This is a genomic window from Comamonas thiooxydans (assembly GCF_000964545.1).
Lineage (GTDB): Bacteria > Pseudomonadota > Gammaproteobacteria > Burkholderiales > Burkholderiaceae_C > Comamonas > Comamonas thiooxydans.
This window is the reverse complement of record NZ_BBVD01000005.1, coordinates 131,817-145,577: the sequence shown is the minus strand read 5'-3', so window position 1 is coordinate 145,577 and position 13,761 is coordinate 131,817. Positions and strand designations below refer to the sequence as shown.

Here is a 13,761-nt window from a genome sequence, read left to right as displayed (position 1 = left end):
TAGAGTGGCAGCCATCAATCCCTTCTGTCACAGAAAGAACCCCATGGCTACCACCGTTGACCAGGTCACTCAACGCCGACGCGGCACAGGTCTCATCGCTCATGACAGCACTCTCAGCGCTGGCGGCTACACATTGATCGCCCCCCAGACGGCCGATGGGCATGTCTACCTCATAGATATCCACGGTCAGGTGGCGCATGAGTGGAAGCTGCCCGTGCGCGCCGGCCGCCACGCCGTCATCCTGCCTAACGGCAATCTCGGCTACAACGGCAACCATCGTGAATCGCCTGATCTTTACGCACCCTGGTCCATGTGGCATGGCGGTGATTTCTACGAGGTCAGGCCCGACGGGGAGGTGGTCTGGCGCTATGAAGACCCGACACACCACCATGACGCACAGTGGTTGCCCAACGGTCATCTGCTCTATGCAGCCTGTGCCCCTGTTCCACAGGGCTTTGCCGAACGGGTGCCCGGCGGCACCTCCCTTGCTGCTGACGAGCTGATGTACGGCGATGTGATCCGGGAAGTGGACCGCACAGGTCGATTGGTCTGGGAATGGAAGGCCTGGGAGCATCTGGAGCCTGAGGACTTTCCCATTCACCCAGGCTTCGGCCGCTATCACTGGCCCCTGGTCAACGGCCTCGGGATGGCGGCCGATGGAACAGTGCTCATGAGTCTGCGCACGACCTCGGGAATCATTGGCGTGGACAAGGCCAGCGGCAGGGTGAAGCTGCATATCCCACCTTCGGTGGTCTCGCACCAGCATGCTCCGGTTGCGCTGGCAAACGGCCATGTCCTGACCTTTGACAACGGCAACTTCCGCCAGGGAGCCCATGTGGCTTTCTCGCGTGTGCTGGAGATAGATCCTGTTTCCCACGAGATCGCGTGGAGCTACCAGGACGAGATGGTCAACGCCTTCTACACCGCCTTCATGGGCAGCGCGCAACGTTTGTGGAACGGCAACACGCACATCACGGAGTCGGCCACGGGGCGATTGTTTGAGGTGACGCCGCAGGGCGAGCTGGTATGGGAATTCATTCTGCCCTGGTTTGGCGAGTACCCCGATGCCGCTGCACGCCGCACAGGCCCGGGGCGCGTGAACACGGTGTTCCAGACATGGCGCTACCAGGCAGAGCAACTGCCTTGGCTGTCCCGCTGAACCATTCCAATCCCAGCAGAAAGATCATCATGCAAATACGACGCAGACAGTTTGCAGCCTGGGCGCTGGGCGCCCCGCTGCTGCAGCAGCTATCACTGGCAAGCCAGGCTGCTGCCCAGCCCTGGCCTGCCCAGGCACTGACGGTGGTAGTTCCCTTCGCGCCCGGAGGCAGTGTGGATGTGGCCGCCAGGCTGGTGATGCCGCGTCTGGCTGAGCGCCTGGGCCAGCCCGTGATCATCGAGAGCATGGTCGGAGCATCGGGGACTATTGCAACGCAGCGTGTTATCAAGGCCAGACCCGATGGCTATACCTTGCTCTTCGGTGTGGCCAGCTCGGTGCTGGTCGCCCCCATGATCTCGCCGACAAAGTTCCGCTACGACGGTCTGCAGGAGTTGAAGCCCGTGGCACCCGTGGCCTCTTCGGTCTTTGTGCTGCTCGCCCGCCCGGGACTTGCTGCAGGCAGTGCGGACGATCTCATTGAACTTGCGCGCCAGAAACCGGGGCGACTGACCCTGGGCACCGACGGCGTGGGCACCAGCCTGCACCTGACGGGGGAGCTGATTCAGCAAATGTCCGGTATCGATCTGGTACATGTTCCCTACAGGTCTGGTCCACAGGTGCTGACCGAGCTGGCAGGTGGTCAGATCGACCTTGCCGTGCTGCCTGTTGCGCTGGCTCAGCCGTTTGTCCTGGAGGGCAAGGTCAAGGCACTGGGCGTGACATCCAGCCAGCGCCTGGCCACGTTACCTCAGGCGCCAAGTCTTTCGGAGACACCGGCCCTTCGCAATCTGGAGGTCGAGGCCTGGCAAGGCTTGCTTGCTCCCGCTCATACAGATGCCCATATCGTGAAGCGTCTGGCCGATGAAATCGCGATCCTGCAAGCGGACCCCGAGATGGCCAGAAAACTGACGGAAGCAGGCTTCAAGCCCATGCGCATGGGGCATCCTCAGTTCCTGGCCTATCTGGAGCAGGAGAAAAGAGTTCTGGAGAGCACCATTCGCAAAGCCAATATCCGAACAGATTAGTCAGTGCGAAGTCGCATCATGGTCTGACCAGGGCCCATGGGGCCACGAAAGCCAGGAGCCGGGCCAGCCACTAAAATCCCGCGCCATGCATAACTCCCACGATCCCAAGGTTCTGCCGGTGCGCGATGGCGTCAGCCCTAGCTGTGTGGTCTTGCCGTCTCAGGGCGGGGGCCTGCTGATCGACTTTCTGTGCGAACGCTTGCCCGCTGTCGGGCGCGCAGACTGGCTGCGTCGCATGGCAGCCGGTCAAGTGGTCAGTGAAACCGGAGAGATGGCTGGCCCGGACGCTGCATTCATGCCGGGGCTGCGCTATTACTACTATCGCGAGCTGGATGCCGAGCCAGAGATTCCGTTCGCGGCTGAAGTTATCCATCGCGATGCACATCTGCTCGTTGCGGACAAGCCGCACTTTCTGCCTGTGGTGCCAGCCGGCCACTATTTGCAGAACACGCTGCTGGTGCGGCTCAGGCGCGAGTTCGACCTGCCTGAGCTGTCGCCGATTCATCGTATCGACCGCGACACTGCGGGGCTGGTGGTGTTTTCGCTGCAGCGCGCCACACGTGGCATCTATCAGGGGCTGTTCAGGGACAGGGCGATTCACAAGGTCTACGAGGCCGTGGCGGCTTACCGCGCGGAGCTGAGCTTTCCGCGCGAGCACGCGAGCCGCATGGAGGAGAGTGGGCATTTCTTTCGCATGCATGAGGTGGCTGGCGAACCCAATAGCCGCACCCTGATGGAAATCATCGAGCACAACAGCGCCTGGGCGCGCTACCGACTCAGTCCGGTTTCGGGCAAGCGCCATCAATTGCGTGTGCATATGGCGGCGCTGGGCCTGCCGCTCCGGGGCGACGCCTTCTATCCCGTGGTCAATGACCCGGAGCCGGGCGACTATTCCAGGCCCTTGCAGCTGTTGGCGCGCAGTCTGGCCTTCGATGATCCTCTGACTGGACAACGGCGCGAGTTCACCAGCCGGCGCAGCCTGCAGGCGCTGCCGCGCGACTGAGCGCAGTCTTGCCCGACCCTTGCCAGGGCAGGGGAAACGCCGAGCTCTGCAATTTATCGGACAAAACTGTCCGATAATTGGCGCCATGTCCACCACCCGTCCTCCATCCGCCGAACGCCGCGCCCAGTTGTTGGACGCGGCCGATGCCGTGTTTGCCGAGCATGGCGTGACCGCACCCCTGGATCTCATCGTCGAGCGTGCCCAGGTGGGCCGTGCCACGCTGTATCGTCAGTTTCCGGACCGTCGCGCCATCATGCTGGCGCTGCTGGAGCGCTCGGTCGAGAAGACCCGTGCCGCCGCAGCCGCCTGGCATGACGACGACCAGGCCTTCTTCAAGCTGCTGGCTCTGGTGGGCGAGCGCATCGCCGTCTCCGCCACGCTGGTGGACTACTGGCGTACGGTGGACCAGAGCGATGCAGAAGTCATTCATGCGCGCCAGCAGATGTGGCTGGTGTTCGAAGAGCCCATGAAGCGTGCGGTGGCCAAGGGCCTGTGCAAGCAGGCCTTGAACGCCAAGGATCTGTCCCTGGTGTTCGGCATGCTGGGCGGCGCCCTGCGTGGCGAAACTCCTGCGCAACGCAAACAACTGGCGCGTCGCGCCCTGCAAATCATTCTGGACGGAATCAAGGCCTGAGGTTTATGAGTCAAGCTGCAGCACAAGCCACTGGGGCTCAAGCCAATCAAGAAGGCCCGAAACCTCCCAGCAACCAGGCTTCAGCTTCTCCAGCCATTCCGCAGGGGCCCGTCATCCTGCTGCGCCGCCCGCCGGACTGGGCCGAGCATGAAAAGCCCGCGCTGCCCGGCTCGCCGGCCATGCCCCATCACGAGCCCTGGATCCGCGTCTGCTATGGGCTGATTGCAGTCCTGGTGGGACTGACCGGCGGCCTGGGCAATGCCATGTTCACCGCCAACCTGCCAACGATTCAGGGGCAGTTGGGGCTGACCTCGGTCGAGGCTGCCTGGCTGACGGGCGCCTACGTCATGTTCAATATGACGGCCAATCTGCTGGTCTACAAATTCCGCCAGCAGCTCGGCATGCGCCTGTTCACCGAGATCGGCCTGGGTTGCTACGCCGCGCTCAGCGTGCTGCATCTGCTGCTGGGCAGCTACGACAGCCTGATTCTGCTGCGTGCGGCCAGCGGCATGGCAGCGGCGACCTGCTCCTCGCTGAGCACGCTCTACATGCTGCAGTCGGCACCGCGCACCTATGTGCTCAAGATGCTGGTGATCGGCGTGGGCGTGGTCCAGCTGGCCACGCCGTTGGCCTGGATTCTGTCGCCGGGTCTGCTCTATAACAGCGAGTGGCACAACCTCTATCTGTTTGAAGCCGGTCTGGCGCTGATGTCCTTTGCCGCCGTGGTGCTGCTCAAGCTGCCATCGGGCCTGTACATCAGGACTTTCGAGAAGCTGGACTTCGTCACCTTCAGCCTGATGGTTCCGGGTCTGGGCCTGTTGATTGCGGTGCTGGTCCAGGGCTACTCGCGCTGGTGGTTCGATACGCCGGGGCTGGCCTGGATGCTGGTGGCAGCGATCGCGCTGCTCAGCGTCGCGCTTTACATCGAACACCATCGTGCCAACCCCATGTTCCACACGCGCTGGTTCGCACAGATGCCGACGATCCGTTTCGTGATCGGAGCCATCTTGCTGCGCTTTCTCACGGCCGAGCAGAGCTACGGCGTGGTTGGGTTGATGCGCACGCTGGGCATGACATCCGACCAGATGCAACCGCTATTCATGGTAATTTTGCTTGGAACGCTTATAGGTATTGCGCTATCTGCTATCACTTTTGGTGTTCCCAATATGGGCAAGCAGATTGTGGTGGCGATTGCACTGTTTGCCGTGGCCGCGTTCCTCGATCACCACCGCAGCAGTGTGGACCGTCCTTCGGACTTTTTCTTCAGCCAGTTTCTGCTGGCGGTGGGCTCGGGTGTCTTCATGGGTCCGCTGATGCTGACCGGCATCATCCAGGGACTGAAGTTCGGCGCCAACCACATGCTCACCGCCGTGGTCACCATTTCCATGACCCAGGCCATGGGCGGTTTGCTGGGTTCGGCCTTGCTGAGCACTTACCAGACCTACCGCGAGCAGGTCTACTCCGTGGCCCTGGTGGCGCAGATAGACCCGACCGACCCCGTGGTGGCCGAGCGGCTCAAGATACAGGGCCAGATCTACGGCAGGGTGACGCCCGATCCCGCCATGCGCGCCAACCAGGGAGCGCTGCAGCTGTCGCAGATCGTGCGGCGTGAAGCCAATGTCAGGGCCTATAACGATGTGTTTGCGCTGACGGCCGCCATCGCCTTGCTGTATCTGCTCTGGAGCCTGGGAGCATCAGCGCGCGTGCGCCAGGCTGCCGCCATGGTGCGCGCCATGACACGGCAAAGCGGCAACCAGGTGGCGGCAGCCGCCGGGACCGACGGTACGCCTCAGCGCGCACCTTCGGTGGCTCCGGTTGCAGAACCTGGGGCAGCGAGCGCTCATGAGCCCGATGTATCGCAGCGTGTCACGGTGGTGGTGCAGCCCATGGCCACCGATGCCTATGGCGATGTGGAAGAGGGCGCTCGGACCGAGTCCGCCAGTCCGGCGCGGACCGTGGTGATCGAAGGCGCGGAGGCCAGGCGGCTTGCCGCCGCCGCGCAGGCGGCCGAGACCCGTGAGCAGGCCGTGCTGGCCAGCCGTGACCCTTTGCAGGACAACGCCCAGGCGCTCGAGCTCGAGGCCGAGCTGGAGCAGGAAATCGACAAGAACGCCCGCAGCAGCCCTGCGGCCGGTGATGGCGGTCGGGGTGGCTCCGGTCACCAGGCAAGGAACTCAAACCGATAACAGCAAGAGATTGAGCATGAGCGACAGTCAACAACCCCATTCCCCCGCCGCATCTGCGGCGACAGCTGCCCCTTCACCCGCTGCAGCATTGCCTCCCACGCCAAAGAAGATCAAGCCTTCTTTGCGCAGCGTGCTCATCATGCTGGTCGTGGCCTTGGCAGGCATGCTGCTCGTGTTGCGGGCCTGGAATCTGTGGCCTTTCAACAGCTCTGTGGTGACCACGGACAATGCCTATGTGCGCGGTGCCGTCACCGTGCTGGCACCGCAGGTCAATGGCTACGTGACCGAGGTGCTGGTCAGGGACTACGAGCAGGTCAAGGCCGGCCAGCCGCTGGTGCGCATCGATAGCCGCAGCTATGAAGCGGCCGTCGCCCAGGCGCAGGCGCAACTGGCCAATGCACAGGCGCAGCTGAGCAATTCCGAACAGACACAGGCCCAGAACCGTGCCACGCTGAGTGCCAGCCGCGCCGGTCTGGCTGCCGTGGAGGCAGAGGCCCAGCGCTCGCAGGCGGAGCTCAAGCGTGTGCAGGAGCTGGCCGAGCGAGGCTCCGTGTCTCTGAACGAACGCGACAAGGTGCGCGCCACCTCGCGCCTGGCAGCGACCAACGTGGCCAAAGCCCAGGCCGACATCGCGATCAACCAGGAAAAGATCAAGGCCACGACCGTGGGCCGTGACTCTCTCAAGGCCCAGGTGCAGATGGCCGAGGCGCTGCTGCGCCAGGCACAGATCAATCTGGACAACACGGTGGTTCATGCGCCCAGCGACGGGCAGGTCAGCGAGGTATCGGTACGCAAGGGCCAGTATGTGGCGGCCGGTACGCAGCTCATGTATGTGGTGCCGCCCACTTACTGGGTGGTGGCCAACTACAAGGAAACCCAGACCGCCCGGGTGCAGATCGGCCAGGCCGTGAGCTTCAGCGTGGACGCGCTGGGCGGCTTGCGCCTCAAGGGCCATGTGCTGGAGATTGCGCCAGCCACGGGTTCGGAGTTCAGCGTGCTCAAGGCCGACAACGCCACGGGTAATTTCACCAAAGTCGTCCAGCGTCTGCCCATCAAAATCGCCATCGACGAGGGCCAGGCCGATGCCGCGCGCCTGCGCCCCGGCATGTCGGTCATCGTGCGCCTCGATACTGCACAAAAAGTAGAGCATTCAGCGCAGACCTCTCAAGCGATTGAGATCGATTTTGCTCAAAAATCTCAAGCGCCCGCAGTTTCCGCATCCGAGCAGGCCAAGCCATGAAGAACGCCTTCCATACCGTGCGTGCCTTGCCACTGGCGCTTGCATTCCTGATGGCCGGCTGCAGCGTGCCCAGTTTGACCCGGGCTCCAGACAGCGCCCAGCCTGCAGTGCCTGTCAGCTGGAGCTCGGACCAGGCCGCAGGCGCTGCCGATGCTGTCCAGGCCGGCTGGTGGCAGGCCTTTGGCGATGCGCAACTGAGCCGCTGGGTGGAGCTGGCGCTCGAGCGCAACAACGATGTGCTCACCGCCGTGTCCCGGGTGGAGGAGGCGCGCGCGAATCTCGATGTGGCGGGCTCGGCGGCTGCGCCTCAGCTGTCACTCAGCGCACCGGGCTCGGCCAACCGCAGCCTGAGCGCGCGAACCGGCCAGATGGTGCATGTGCGTTCGGCCCAACCTGTGCTCCAGGCGAGCTGGGAGCTGGATCTCTGGGATCGCCTGGGCAGTCTGAGCCGGGCCGCCGATCGGCGTCTGCAGGCCAGCCAGGCGGATCGCGACGCGGTACGCCTGACGGTGGCCGCGACCGTGGCGCAGGCCTATATCGCCCTGCGCTCGCTGCAGGCCCAACTGGCCGTGGCCGAGAACACAGTGAAGTCGCGCGAGGATGCGGTGCGTCTGCTCACCGACCAGGTGCGTGTGGGCTATATCTCGCAGCTGCAGCAAAGCCAGGCGCTGGCCGAGCTGGAAAGCGTGCGGCAATCGGTGCAGCAGCTGTCTCTGGCGCTGCAACGCCAGCGCATAGCGCTGATGCAGCTGGTGGGCGGAAGCGGTGATGACCAGGCACAGGCCCTGGCACGTACCACATTGAGCGCCCATGCTGGGCTCGAGTCCATGAGCTTGCCTGCCATGCCTGCACCTGGCTTGCCGTCGAGCTTGCTGGAGCGCCGCCCCGACATTGCACGGGCCCAGCTGCTGCTGGCGGCCAGCGACAGCAATCTTGCGGCACAGCGTGCGGCCTTTTTGCCGCAGGTGAGCCTGAGCGCGAACTTCGGCAGCCTGTTCATCAACGCGCTGGATTACAACCCGGCCCGGGTCTGGTCGCTGGGCGGCAGCATTCTGGCGCCGCTGTTCAACGGCGGTCGCCTGCAGGGTCAGTTCGATGCGGCATCTGCCCAGCGCGATCAGGCCGCCTACGCCTATCGCGGTGTGGTCATCAAGGCCTTTGGCGATGTGGAAACAGCTCTGGTCAGCTCCCAGCAACTGCAAGCCCAGTGGGAGCACGCCAAGGAACGCGAAAAAGTGCTGGGTCGTACCCTGGGCTTTGCCAAGGATCGCTACGAGGCCGGCTACGCCAGCTATCTGGAGGAGCTGGACGCCCAGCGCAATCTGTTTGCCGTGCAGCAGGAAGTGCTGCGCCTGCGTCAGAGCCAGCTGGAAAACGCCGTGGCGCTGTACCAGGCGCTGGGTGGCGGCTGGCAGCTGGCGGATACGGCCGCCCCGCAACCTTGAGTTCAAGTCGAAAGCTCCTGAAAAGTGAGCATTTTCGCTTGTCTCCTATAGGCTCCAAGGCATATTGAAGTAATACCAAAGGCCGGCAGCAGCCAGGGCCAGCACCAGCGGCCATAGATACCGGCCTTGTCCTCTGGGGACTTCGCCCGGTGATGGCGCTCCGGGCTGAAAGCTGCTCGGGACGCTGGCCCGCACCGATTGTCGTTGCAGGATCTGCCAGTCCAGCGCAATCCCGTCCATGGCCGCATCGATATGGTCCTTGGCCTGGGCAAGACCCAGGCCCGTGGCATCGCGCAGCAGCGTGATGGCTTCGACCTTGTTGCCGCGTGCCATGGCATCTTCCACCTCGGCCCTGGTCTCTGCGGGCACAGCGTTTGCGCCGGACAGCAACGCCTCTATGGCCTCTGCATGATCGCCGCTCACGGTGACGCTGGTGGTGGTACTGCCATTGACCGTCGTGGTGGTGGTCTTGATGGAAGAGAAGGAGCTGCCGGACGCGATGTCGTCCCGATTCATCTGATCCAGCAGCAAAGTGGCATCTTTCATGCCCAGTTTTTCCAGCTGCTCGCGCAACTGCTGCATGGCCTGCGTCCGCTCTGCTGCGCCATGCTGGACAAAGTCCGGCTCGTCGCTGGCTTCCAGCAGGTCTTTGGCCTCCTTCAGACCCAGCCCGCCTTGCTCGCGCAGCTGTTTGATGGCTTCGATCTTGTGACCGCTTTGCCATTGCTTGAGGATTTCTGCAGGAATCTGTGTGGGCATGAGCTGCTCTTTATGGTTGTGGCGGTCGAACCAGGCGTCAGCCGCAGTCCACCTGCAGATGGCTGAAGTCCCTGGCGTGCAGCCTGGCATTCTCGATAAAGGCCATGAGCCTGGCGCCGTCCTGCCAGCACCAGTGGAATTCCTCGTGCGACTGCAGCGTCAGTAGCGAGCGCCAGTGCGAGCTGCCAGGGTATTCCTCGGCGTCGGGCGTGGGGTCGTAGCCAAGGCTGTCCCAGGAGGGGCGGCCCAGCAGATAGTCGCGAGGCAGATCGCCGCTTTCTTCAAGTCCATGGAGCCAGTCCTGGAGTTCATCGAACTCCACTGGCCAGTCCTTGCGCAGCTCCTCGTGACGAGGAAGGTCTATGCCGTTTTCAAACTGCAGCGCACGGCTTCCCGTGACCCACTGATGGGGAGCCTGGATTTCATGCATGCCGCTGGTGTCCGGCCAGTAAAAAGCCTTGAGATAGTCCTGGTCGCGCCAGAAGATGGCGTCGTCCTCGTCAAAGCCGTGGAACAGCGACAGAAGGCCGCTGGCCGGCAGCTCTGCAGGGCGGCCGGGCCCGCCCGGGAGCTCGGCAAAGTTGATCTGTCCGACAAACAGGTAGTGGCCGTCCGGATGCTCGGGCCAGACAAAGCCCGCGGGCACCATGGGCTGGCCGCCAAAGCGGCTTTGCAAGGGCTCTCCCATGGTGGGGCCCAGGCGAATGGCGACGGCGGGCTGGGCCAGATTCAGGAAGTATGGCTTGTGCGCCTTCAGCAGTGGCGAGGCATCCAGGTGTTTTTCAAGCGTTGTGAAGTCCATGAAGCTTGGGGCAGTGAGTTTGCCGGTCATTCTGACCCAGACAGCGGCCGGGCCTTGCCAGAGACCGTCCGCCAGATGCAACAAAACGTCTGTTCCCGGCCAGCCCAGGGGCGGCAAGTGTGCAGTCTCATAGCTGCATGCGAAGGTATTCGTCGGAGCGCAGGCGAAATCGGCTCAAAGCTTCCGAGGAACTGCTGCACGAAACCGAAACCGGCCTGTCCAGCTGGTCGGTCCATGCCCTGTAGGTACGCAGTGCCATGGCATGCAACTGGTCTATATGTTGCGGCATTCGGTCCAGGATCTGGGCCTCGCTTTGTGCGGCCGGACCCCGGGCCTGCAGCAGTTCGTCATGGCCCTCGCAGCACCATTGACGCACGCTGTCTGCGGTCACTTCCAGATGGCCTTGAAACGCCCATCGCCGGCCGTGGACAAAGCCCTTGTTCAGGCAATGCTGTCCGTACATGGTGCGCCTGGCGGCCGTCGGAATGTCGAATGTGTCGTAATGCCAGTTGAAGATGGTGGCTTGCGCGGGCAGATTCATCAGTTGCTGGGCGCTGGGGACGATGCGGACTTCGCTCCAGCCTATGTTCGGGCAGGGGTTGCGCCATACGCGTGCGCTCATGGCGCGGGCCAGCATCTGCGCGCCAAAGCAGTGGCCCAGCACGGGGATGTCGTGCTGCAGGGCACTTTGCAGCAGGCAGCGTTCTTCATCGATCCAGAGCAACTGCTCGTTGGCGCAATGGTTGCTGCCCAGCACTATGATGCCGCGATAGTCGCGCGCATTGGCCGGGGCCGTGCCTTCGGCACAGGGATCTATCAGCACATGGGCAATCTCTTGCTGGCGCAGATGGTCGAGCAGGATGCCGGGGCCTTGCGACGCTTCGTGCTGGAGGATGGCGACGGGCTTCATGGGAGACGGGCTTGAAGGGCAAGCCGGTTGTTGCGAAGCCTTGAATCTAGAAAGGCAGGCCTCAAGCCCTGGTATGGATTGTGGCTGCTGCTATCAAGATTGCATAAAGAAAGACAGCTCGGCCCAGCGTCATCCAGCTTTCCAATTTCCGTCAGCGTGCCATACTGGGCTGCCGCCGCCCGGCTGCAGCGGCCTCTATCACTGCAAAAGCATGGCTATGTCACAAAGCAAACACGGGCTTCAGGGGGCTGGAGATACGAGGCAGGGCAGCAGCCAGTCGGCACTGACATTGGCGGCGCTGGGGGTGGTATTTGGCGATATCGGTACCAGCCCGCTCTATGCGTTCAAGGAGGCTTTTACCGGCGTCCATGGGCTGACGGTGGGCCACGAGAATGTGCTGGCCGCGCTCTCGGCCCTGCTCTGGGCCGTGATCGTCATAGTCGCCATCAAGTATGTGTGGGTTGTGCTCAGCCACGATAACGATGGCGAGGGCGGCGTGCTGGCGCTGACGGCACTGGCCCACCGCGTGATGGGCGATCAGTCGCGCCGCTCGCGCTTTGTGGTCGGGGCCGGCGTGTTTGCGGCCGCGCTGTTCTATGGGGATGCCATCATCACGCCGGCGATTTCCGTGCTCTCTGCCGTGGAGGGCATGAGCATTGCCACGCCGGAGTTCGAGCATTTCATCGTACCTATCACGATAGGCATACTGATCGGACTGTTTTCCATTCAGATGAAGGGCACCAGTGTGGTGGGGAGGCTGTTCGGCCCGGTCACCATTGTCTGGTTCCTCTGCATTGCCTGGGCGGGCGTGGCCAGCATTGTGCAGACGCCCATGGTGCTGCAGGCCGTCAACCCGCTGCATGCGCTTCGCTTCGCCGTGCAACACACGGACAAGGCCTTCTTTCTGCTATCGGCCGTGTTTCTTGCCATGACAGGCGCCGAAGCTCTTTATGCCGATATGGGCCACTTCGGCAGCCGGGCCGTGCGTCTGGGCTGGTATGGACTGGTGTTTCCGGCTCTGATGCTCAATTACTTCGGTCAGGGTGCCTTGCTGTTGCGCGATGCGACTGCGGCCAGCAATCCCTTTTTCTTGCTGGCCTCGCCGTCCTGGTTGCTGATTTTTGTGGTGCTGGCCACGGCCGCCACGGTGATTGCCTCTCAGGCGACCATCTCGGGGGCTTATTCCATGACGCTGCAGGCCAACCGTCTGGGGTATCTGCCGCGTGTGCGTGTGTTGCATACCTCCGATCAGGAACAGGGCCAGATCTATATTCCCAGTGTGAACTGGTTGATGCTGCTGGCCGTGATCGCGCTGGTGCTGGCCTTCAAGTCCTCGGGAGCGCTGGCGGCGGCCTATGGCATTGCCGTGTCGGGCACCATGCTGATCACCACCATGCTGGTGGGCTTTGTGGTCTATCTGGGGCGCAGCCGAGCAAGAGCCGTGACACTGGCGGCGCTGGCCTGTTTTGCGGTGCTGGAGATAGGCTTTTTTGCCTCCAACCTGACCAAGCTGGAGCAGGGCGGCTGGCTGCCGCTGACTCTGGGCGCCATCATCTTCATCGCGCTGACCACATGGCGCGACGGTACCCAGCTGGTGGCCGAACATCGCCGTCGCCTTGATATTCCCATGAGCGATCTGATGAGCTCGCCCATGAGCGGCGTGCCGGTGGTGTCCGGCACGGCCGTCTATCTGACTTCCGACCCCAAGCTTGTGCCGAATGCGCTGTTCCACAATCTCAAGCATTTCAAGGTCATGCATGAGCAGACGGTATTTCTCCACGTGATCAACGAGAACACGCCCTATGTGCATGATGGCGAGCGCTTGCAGCTGAAGCCCATGTGCAATGGGGTCTGGGCACTGGACATGCATTTCGGCTTTCGCGAGCAGCCTGATATTCCGGCGGCGCTCCAGCGGATTGCACCGGACGCCGATGGAGAGATACCGAACCTCGACCCCATGACGACCAGCTTCTTTGTGGCGAGGGTGCAGGTGGTGGACGGGCCCGGCGGTCTCTCGGCCTGGCGCTGCGCGCTGTTTGGCTGGATGTCTCGTCAGTCGGCCAGTGCGGCCACTTATTACAAGCTGCCTGCGAACCAGGTGGTGGAGCTGGGCACGCAGGTTGTGCTTTGACGGCTAGGTATGGCTAGCCAGACAGGCGCTGGCTGCTATCTTTTTAGAACGTTACTCGTCCAAAGCGTCCAGAGCGCGAGCCGAGTAGACCATGGCGGCGCCCGCATTCAAGGCCACAGCCACACCCAGGGCTTCGGCAATTTCTTCCCGGCTGGCACCAGCTGCCTTGGCAGCCTTGGTATGCACGGCAATGCAGCCGTCGCAACGCGTGGTCACGCCCACGGCAATGGCAATCAGCTCGCGTGTCTTGGCATCGAGATGGCCGGTCTTCCTGCCCGCACCGGACAAGGCCTTGTAGCCCTCCATGGTGCCTGGGCTCAACTCGGAAAACTCTCCCAGCCTGCCTGCCAATTCCTTGCGGTATTCGTTCCAGTCCAGCATTGCCTGCTCCTTGTTGAATGAAGCATTGATTGTGTGCCACTGTCACCGGGCATTCAAGTCGCAAGCGTTTCGGCCGCTGATCGGCA

At 62.9% G+C, this 13,761-nt stretch carries 12 protein-coding genes; 8 read left to right on the top strand and 4 right to left on the bottom strand.

The window, feature by feature from the left end; all coding sequences use genetic code 11:
• Positions 1–43 precede the first annotated feature (43 nt).
• The 7 genes from Cth01_RS08235 to Cth01_RS08205 all read left to right on the top strand — a co-directional run bounded on the left by Cth01_RS08235 (position 44) and on the right by Cth01_RS08205 (position 8,692).
• Positions 44–1,159 (top strand): aryl-sulfate sulfotransferase, encoded by a 1,116-nt coding sequence (locus Cth01_RS08235; protein WP_045839136.1) that lies wholly within the window; start codon positions 44–46, stop codon positions 1,157–1,159.
• Positions 1,160–1,188: 29 nt separating this feature from the next.
• Complete coding sequence (locus Cth01_RS08230; RefSeq protein ID WP_045839135.1) at positions 1,189–2,184, top strand: Bug family tripartite tricarboxylate transporter substrate binding protein; 996 nt, start codon at positions 1,189–1,191, stop codon at positions 2,182–2,184.
• 85 nt (positions 2,185–2,269) lie between these two features.
• Entirely contained in the window at positions 2,270–3,187 is a 918-nt protein-coding gene (locus Cth01_RS08225; RefSeq protein WP_045838922.1) for a pseudouridine synthase, read from the top strand.
• A gap of 85 nt (positions 3,188–3,272) precedes the next feature.
• Positions 3,273–3,821: a TetR/AcrR family transcriptional regulator gene (locus Cth01_RS08220; RefSeq protein WP_034352504.1), complete on the top strand. Its 549-nt coding sequence runs from the start codon at positions 3,273–3,275 to the stop codon at positions 3,819–3,821.
• Between the two features lie 5 nt (positions 3,822–3,826).
• The gene (locus Cth01_RS08215) at positions 3,827–6,007 is read left to right on the top strand and encodes an efflux MFS transporter permease (protein WP_045838921.1); all 2,181 of its coding nucleotides are present in this window, start codon (positions 3,827–3,829) and stop codon (positions 6,005–6,007) included.
• A gap of 16 nt (positions 6,008–6,023) precedes the next feature.
• A complete protein-coding gene (locus Cth01_RS08210; protein WP_034384050.1) occupies positions 6,024–7,247 on the top strand; it encodes an HlyD family secretion protein in 1,224 nt (407 codons plus the stop codon).
• Positions 7,244–8,692 (top strand): efflux transporter outer membrane subunit, encoded by a 1,449-nt coding sequence (locus Cth01_RS08205; RefSeq protein WP_034405489.1) that lies wholly within the window; start codon positions 7,244–7,246, stop codon positions 8,690–8,692. Before Cth01_RS08210 ends, Cth01_RS08205 begins: the two co-directional genes overlap by 4 nt.
• Before the next feature lie 45 nt (positions 8,693–8,737).
• On the opposite strand, the gene Cth01_RS08200 is transcribed toward Cth01_RS08205, so the two are convergent.
• From Cth01_RS08200 to Cth01_RS08190, 3 genes are all read right to left on the bottom strand, one after another.
• Entirely contained in the window at positions 8,738–9,451 is a 714-nt protein-coding gene (locus Cth01_RS08200; protein WP_045838920.1) for a ribosomal protein L7/L12, read from the bottom strand.
• Positions 9,452–9,488: 37 nt separating this feature from the next.
• The gene (locus Cth01_RS08195; protein WP_034384256.1) at positions 9,489–10,253 is read right to left on the bottom strand and encodes a YwqG family protein; all 765 of its coding nucleotides are present in this window, start codon (positions 10,251–10,253) and stop codon (positions 9,489–9,491) included.
• Between the two features lie 127 nt (positions 10,254–10,380).
• Complete coding sequence (locus tag Cth01_RS08190) at positions 10,381–11,163, bottom strand: type 1 glutamine amidotransferase (protein WP_034384058.1); 783 nt, start codon at positions 11,161–11,163, stop codon at positions 10,381–10,383.
• 217 nt (positions 11,164–11,380) lie between these two features.
• Here Cth01_RS08190 and Cth01_RS08185 point away from each other — a divergent pair, with 217 nt between their 5' ends.
• On the top strand, positions 11,381–13,294 hold the full coding sequence (locus Cth01_RS08185) for a potassium transporter Kup (protein WP_174447042.1): 1,914 nt from the start codon (positions 11,381–11,383) through the stop codon (positions 13,292–13,294).
• 51 nt (positions 13,295–13,345) lie between these two features.
• On the opposite strand, the gene Cth01_RS08180 is transcribed toward Cth01_RS08185, so the two are convergent.
• Positions 13,346–13,675, bottom strand: a complete 330-nt coding sequence (locus Cth01_RS08180; protein ID WP_004340750.1) for a carboxymuconolactone decarboxylase family protein — start codon at positions 13,673–13,675, stop codon at positions 13,346–13,348.
• Positions 13,676–13,761 lie beyond the last annotated feature (86 nt).

Excerpts from the sequence above, each read along its gene's own strand:
- Cth01_RS08235 (WP_045839136.1), top strand. The coding sequence starts at position 44 with ATGGCTACCACCGTTGACCAGGTCACTCAACGCCGACGCGGCACAGGT.
- Cth01_RS08230 (WP_045839135.1), top strand. The coding sequence starts at position 1,189 with ATGCAAATACGACGCAGACAGTTTGCAGCCTGGGCGCTGGGCGCCCCG.
- Cth01_RS08225 (WP_045838922.1), top strand. The coding sequence starts at position 2,270 with ATGCATAACTCCCACGATCCCAAGGTTCTGCCGGTGCGCGATGGCGTC.
- Cth01_RS08220 (WP_034352504.1), top strand. The coding sequence starts at position 3,273 with ATGTCCACCACCCGTCCTCCATCCGCCGAACGCCGCGCCCAGTTGTTG.
- Cth01_RS08215 (WP_045838921.1), top strand. The coding sequence starts at position 3,827 with ATGAGTCAAGCTGCAGCACAAGCCACTGGGGCTCAAGCCAATCAAGAA.
- Cth01_RS08210 (WP_034384050.1), top strand. The coding sequence starts at position 6,024 with ATGAGCGACAGTCAACAACCCCATTCCCCCGCCGCATCTGCGGCGACA.
- Cth01_RS08205 (WP_034405489.1), top strand. The coding sequence starts at position 7,244 with ATGAAGAACGCCTTCCATACCGTGCGTGCCTTGCCACTGGCGCTTGCA.
- Cth01_RS08200 (WP_045838920.1), bottom strand. The coding sequence starts at position 9,451 with ATGCCCACACAGATTCCTGCAGAAATCCTCAAGCAATGGCAAAGCGGT.
- Cth01_RS08195 (WP_034384256.1), bottom strand. The coding sequence starts at position 10,253 with ATGGACTTCACAACGCTTGAAAAACACCTGGATGCCTCGCCACTGCTG.
- Cth01_RS08190 (WP_034384058.1), bottom strand. The coding sequence starts at position 11,163 with ATGAAGCCCGTCGCCATCCTCCAGCACGAAGCGTCGCAAGGCCCCGGC.
- Cth01_RS08185 (WP_174447042.1), top strand. The coding sequence starts at position 11,381 with ATGTCACAAAGCAAACACGGGCTTCAGGGGGCTGGAGATACGAGGCAG.
- Cth01_RS08180 (WP_004340750.1), bottom strand. The coding sequence starts at position 13,675 with ATGCTGGACTGGAACGAATACCGCAAGGAATTGGCAGGCAGGCTGGGA.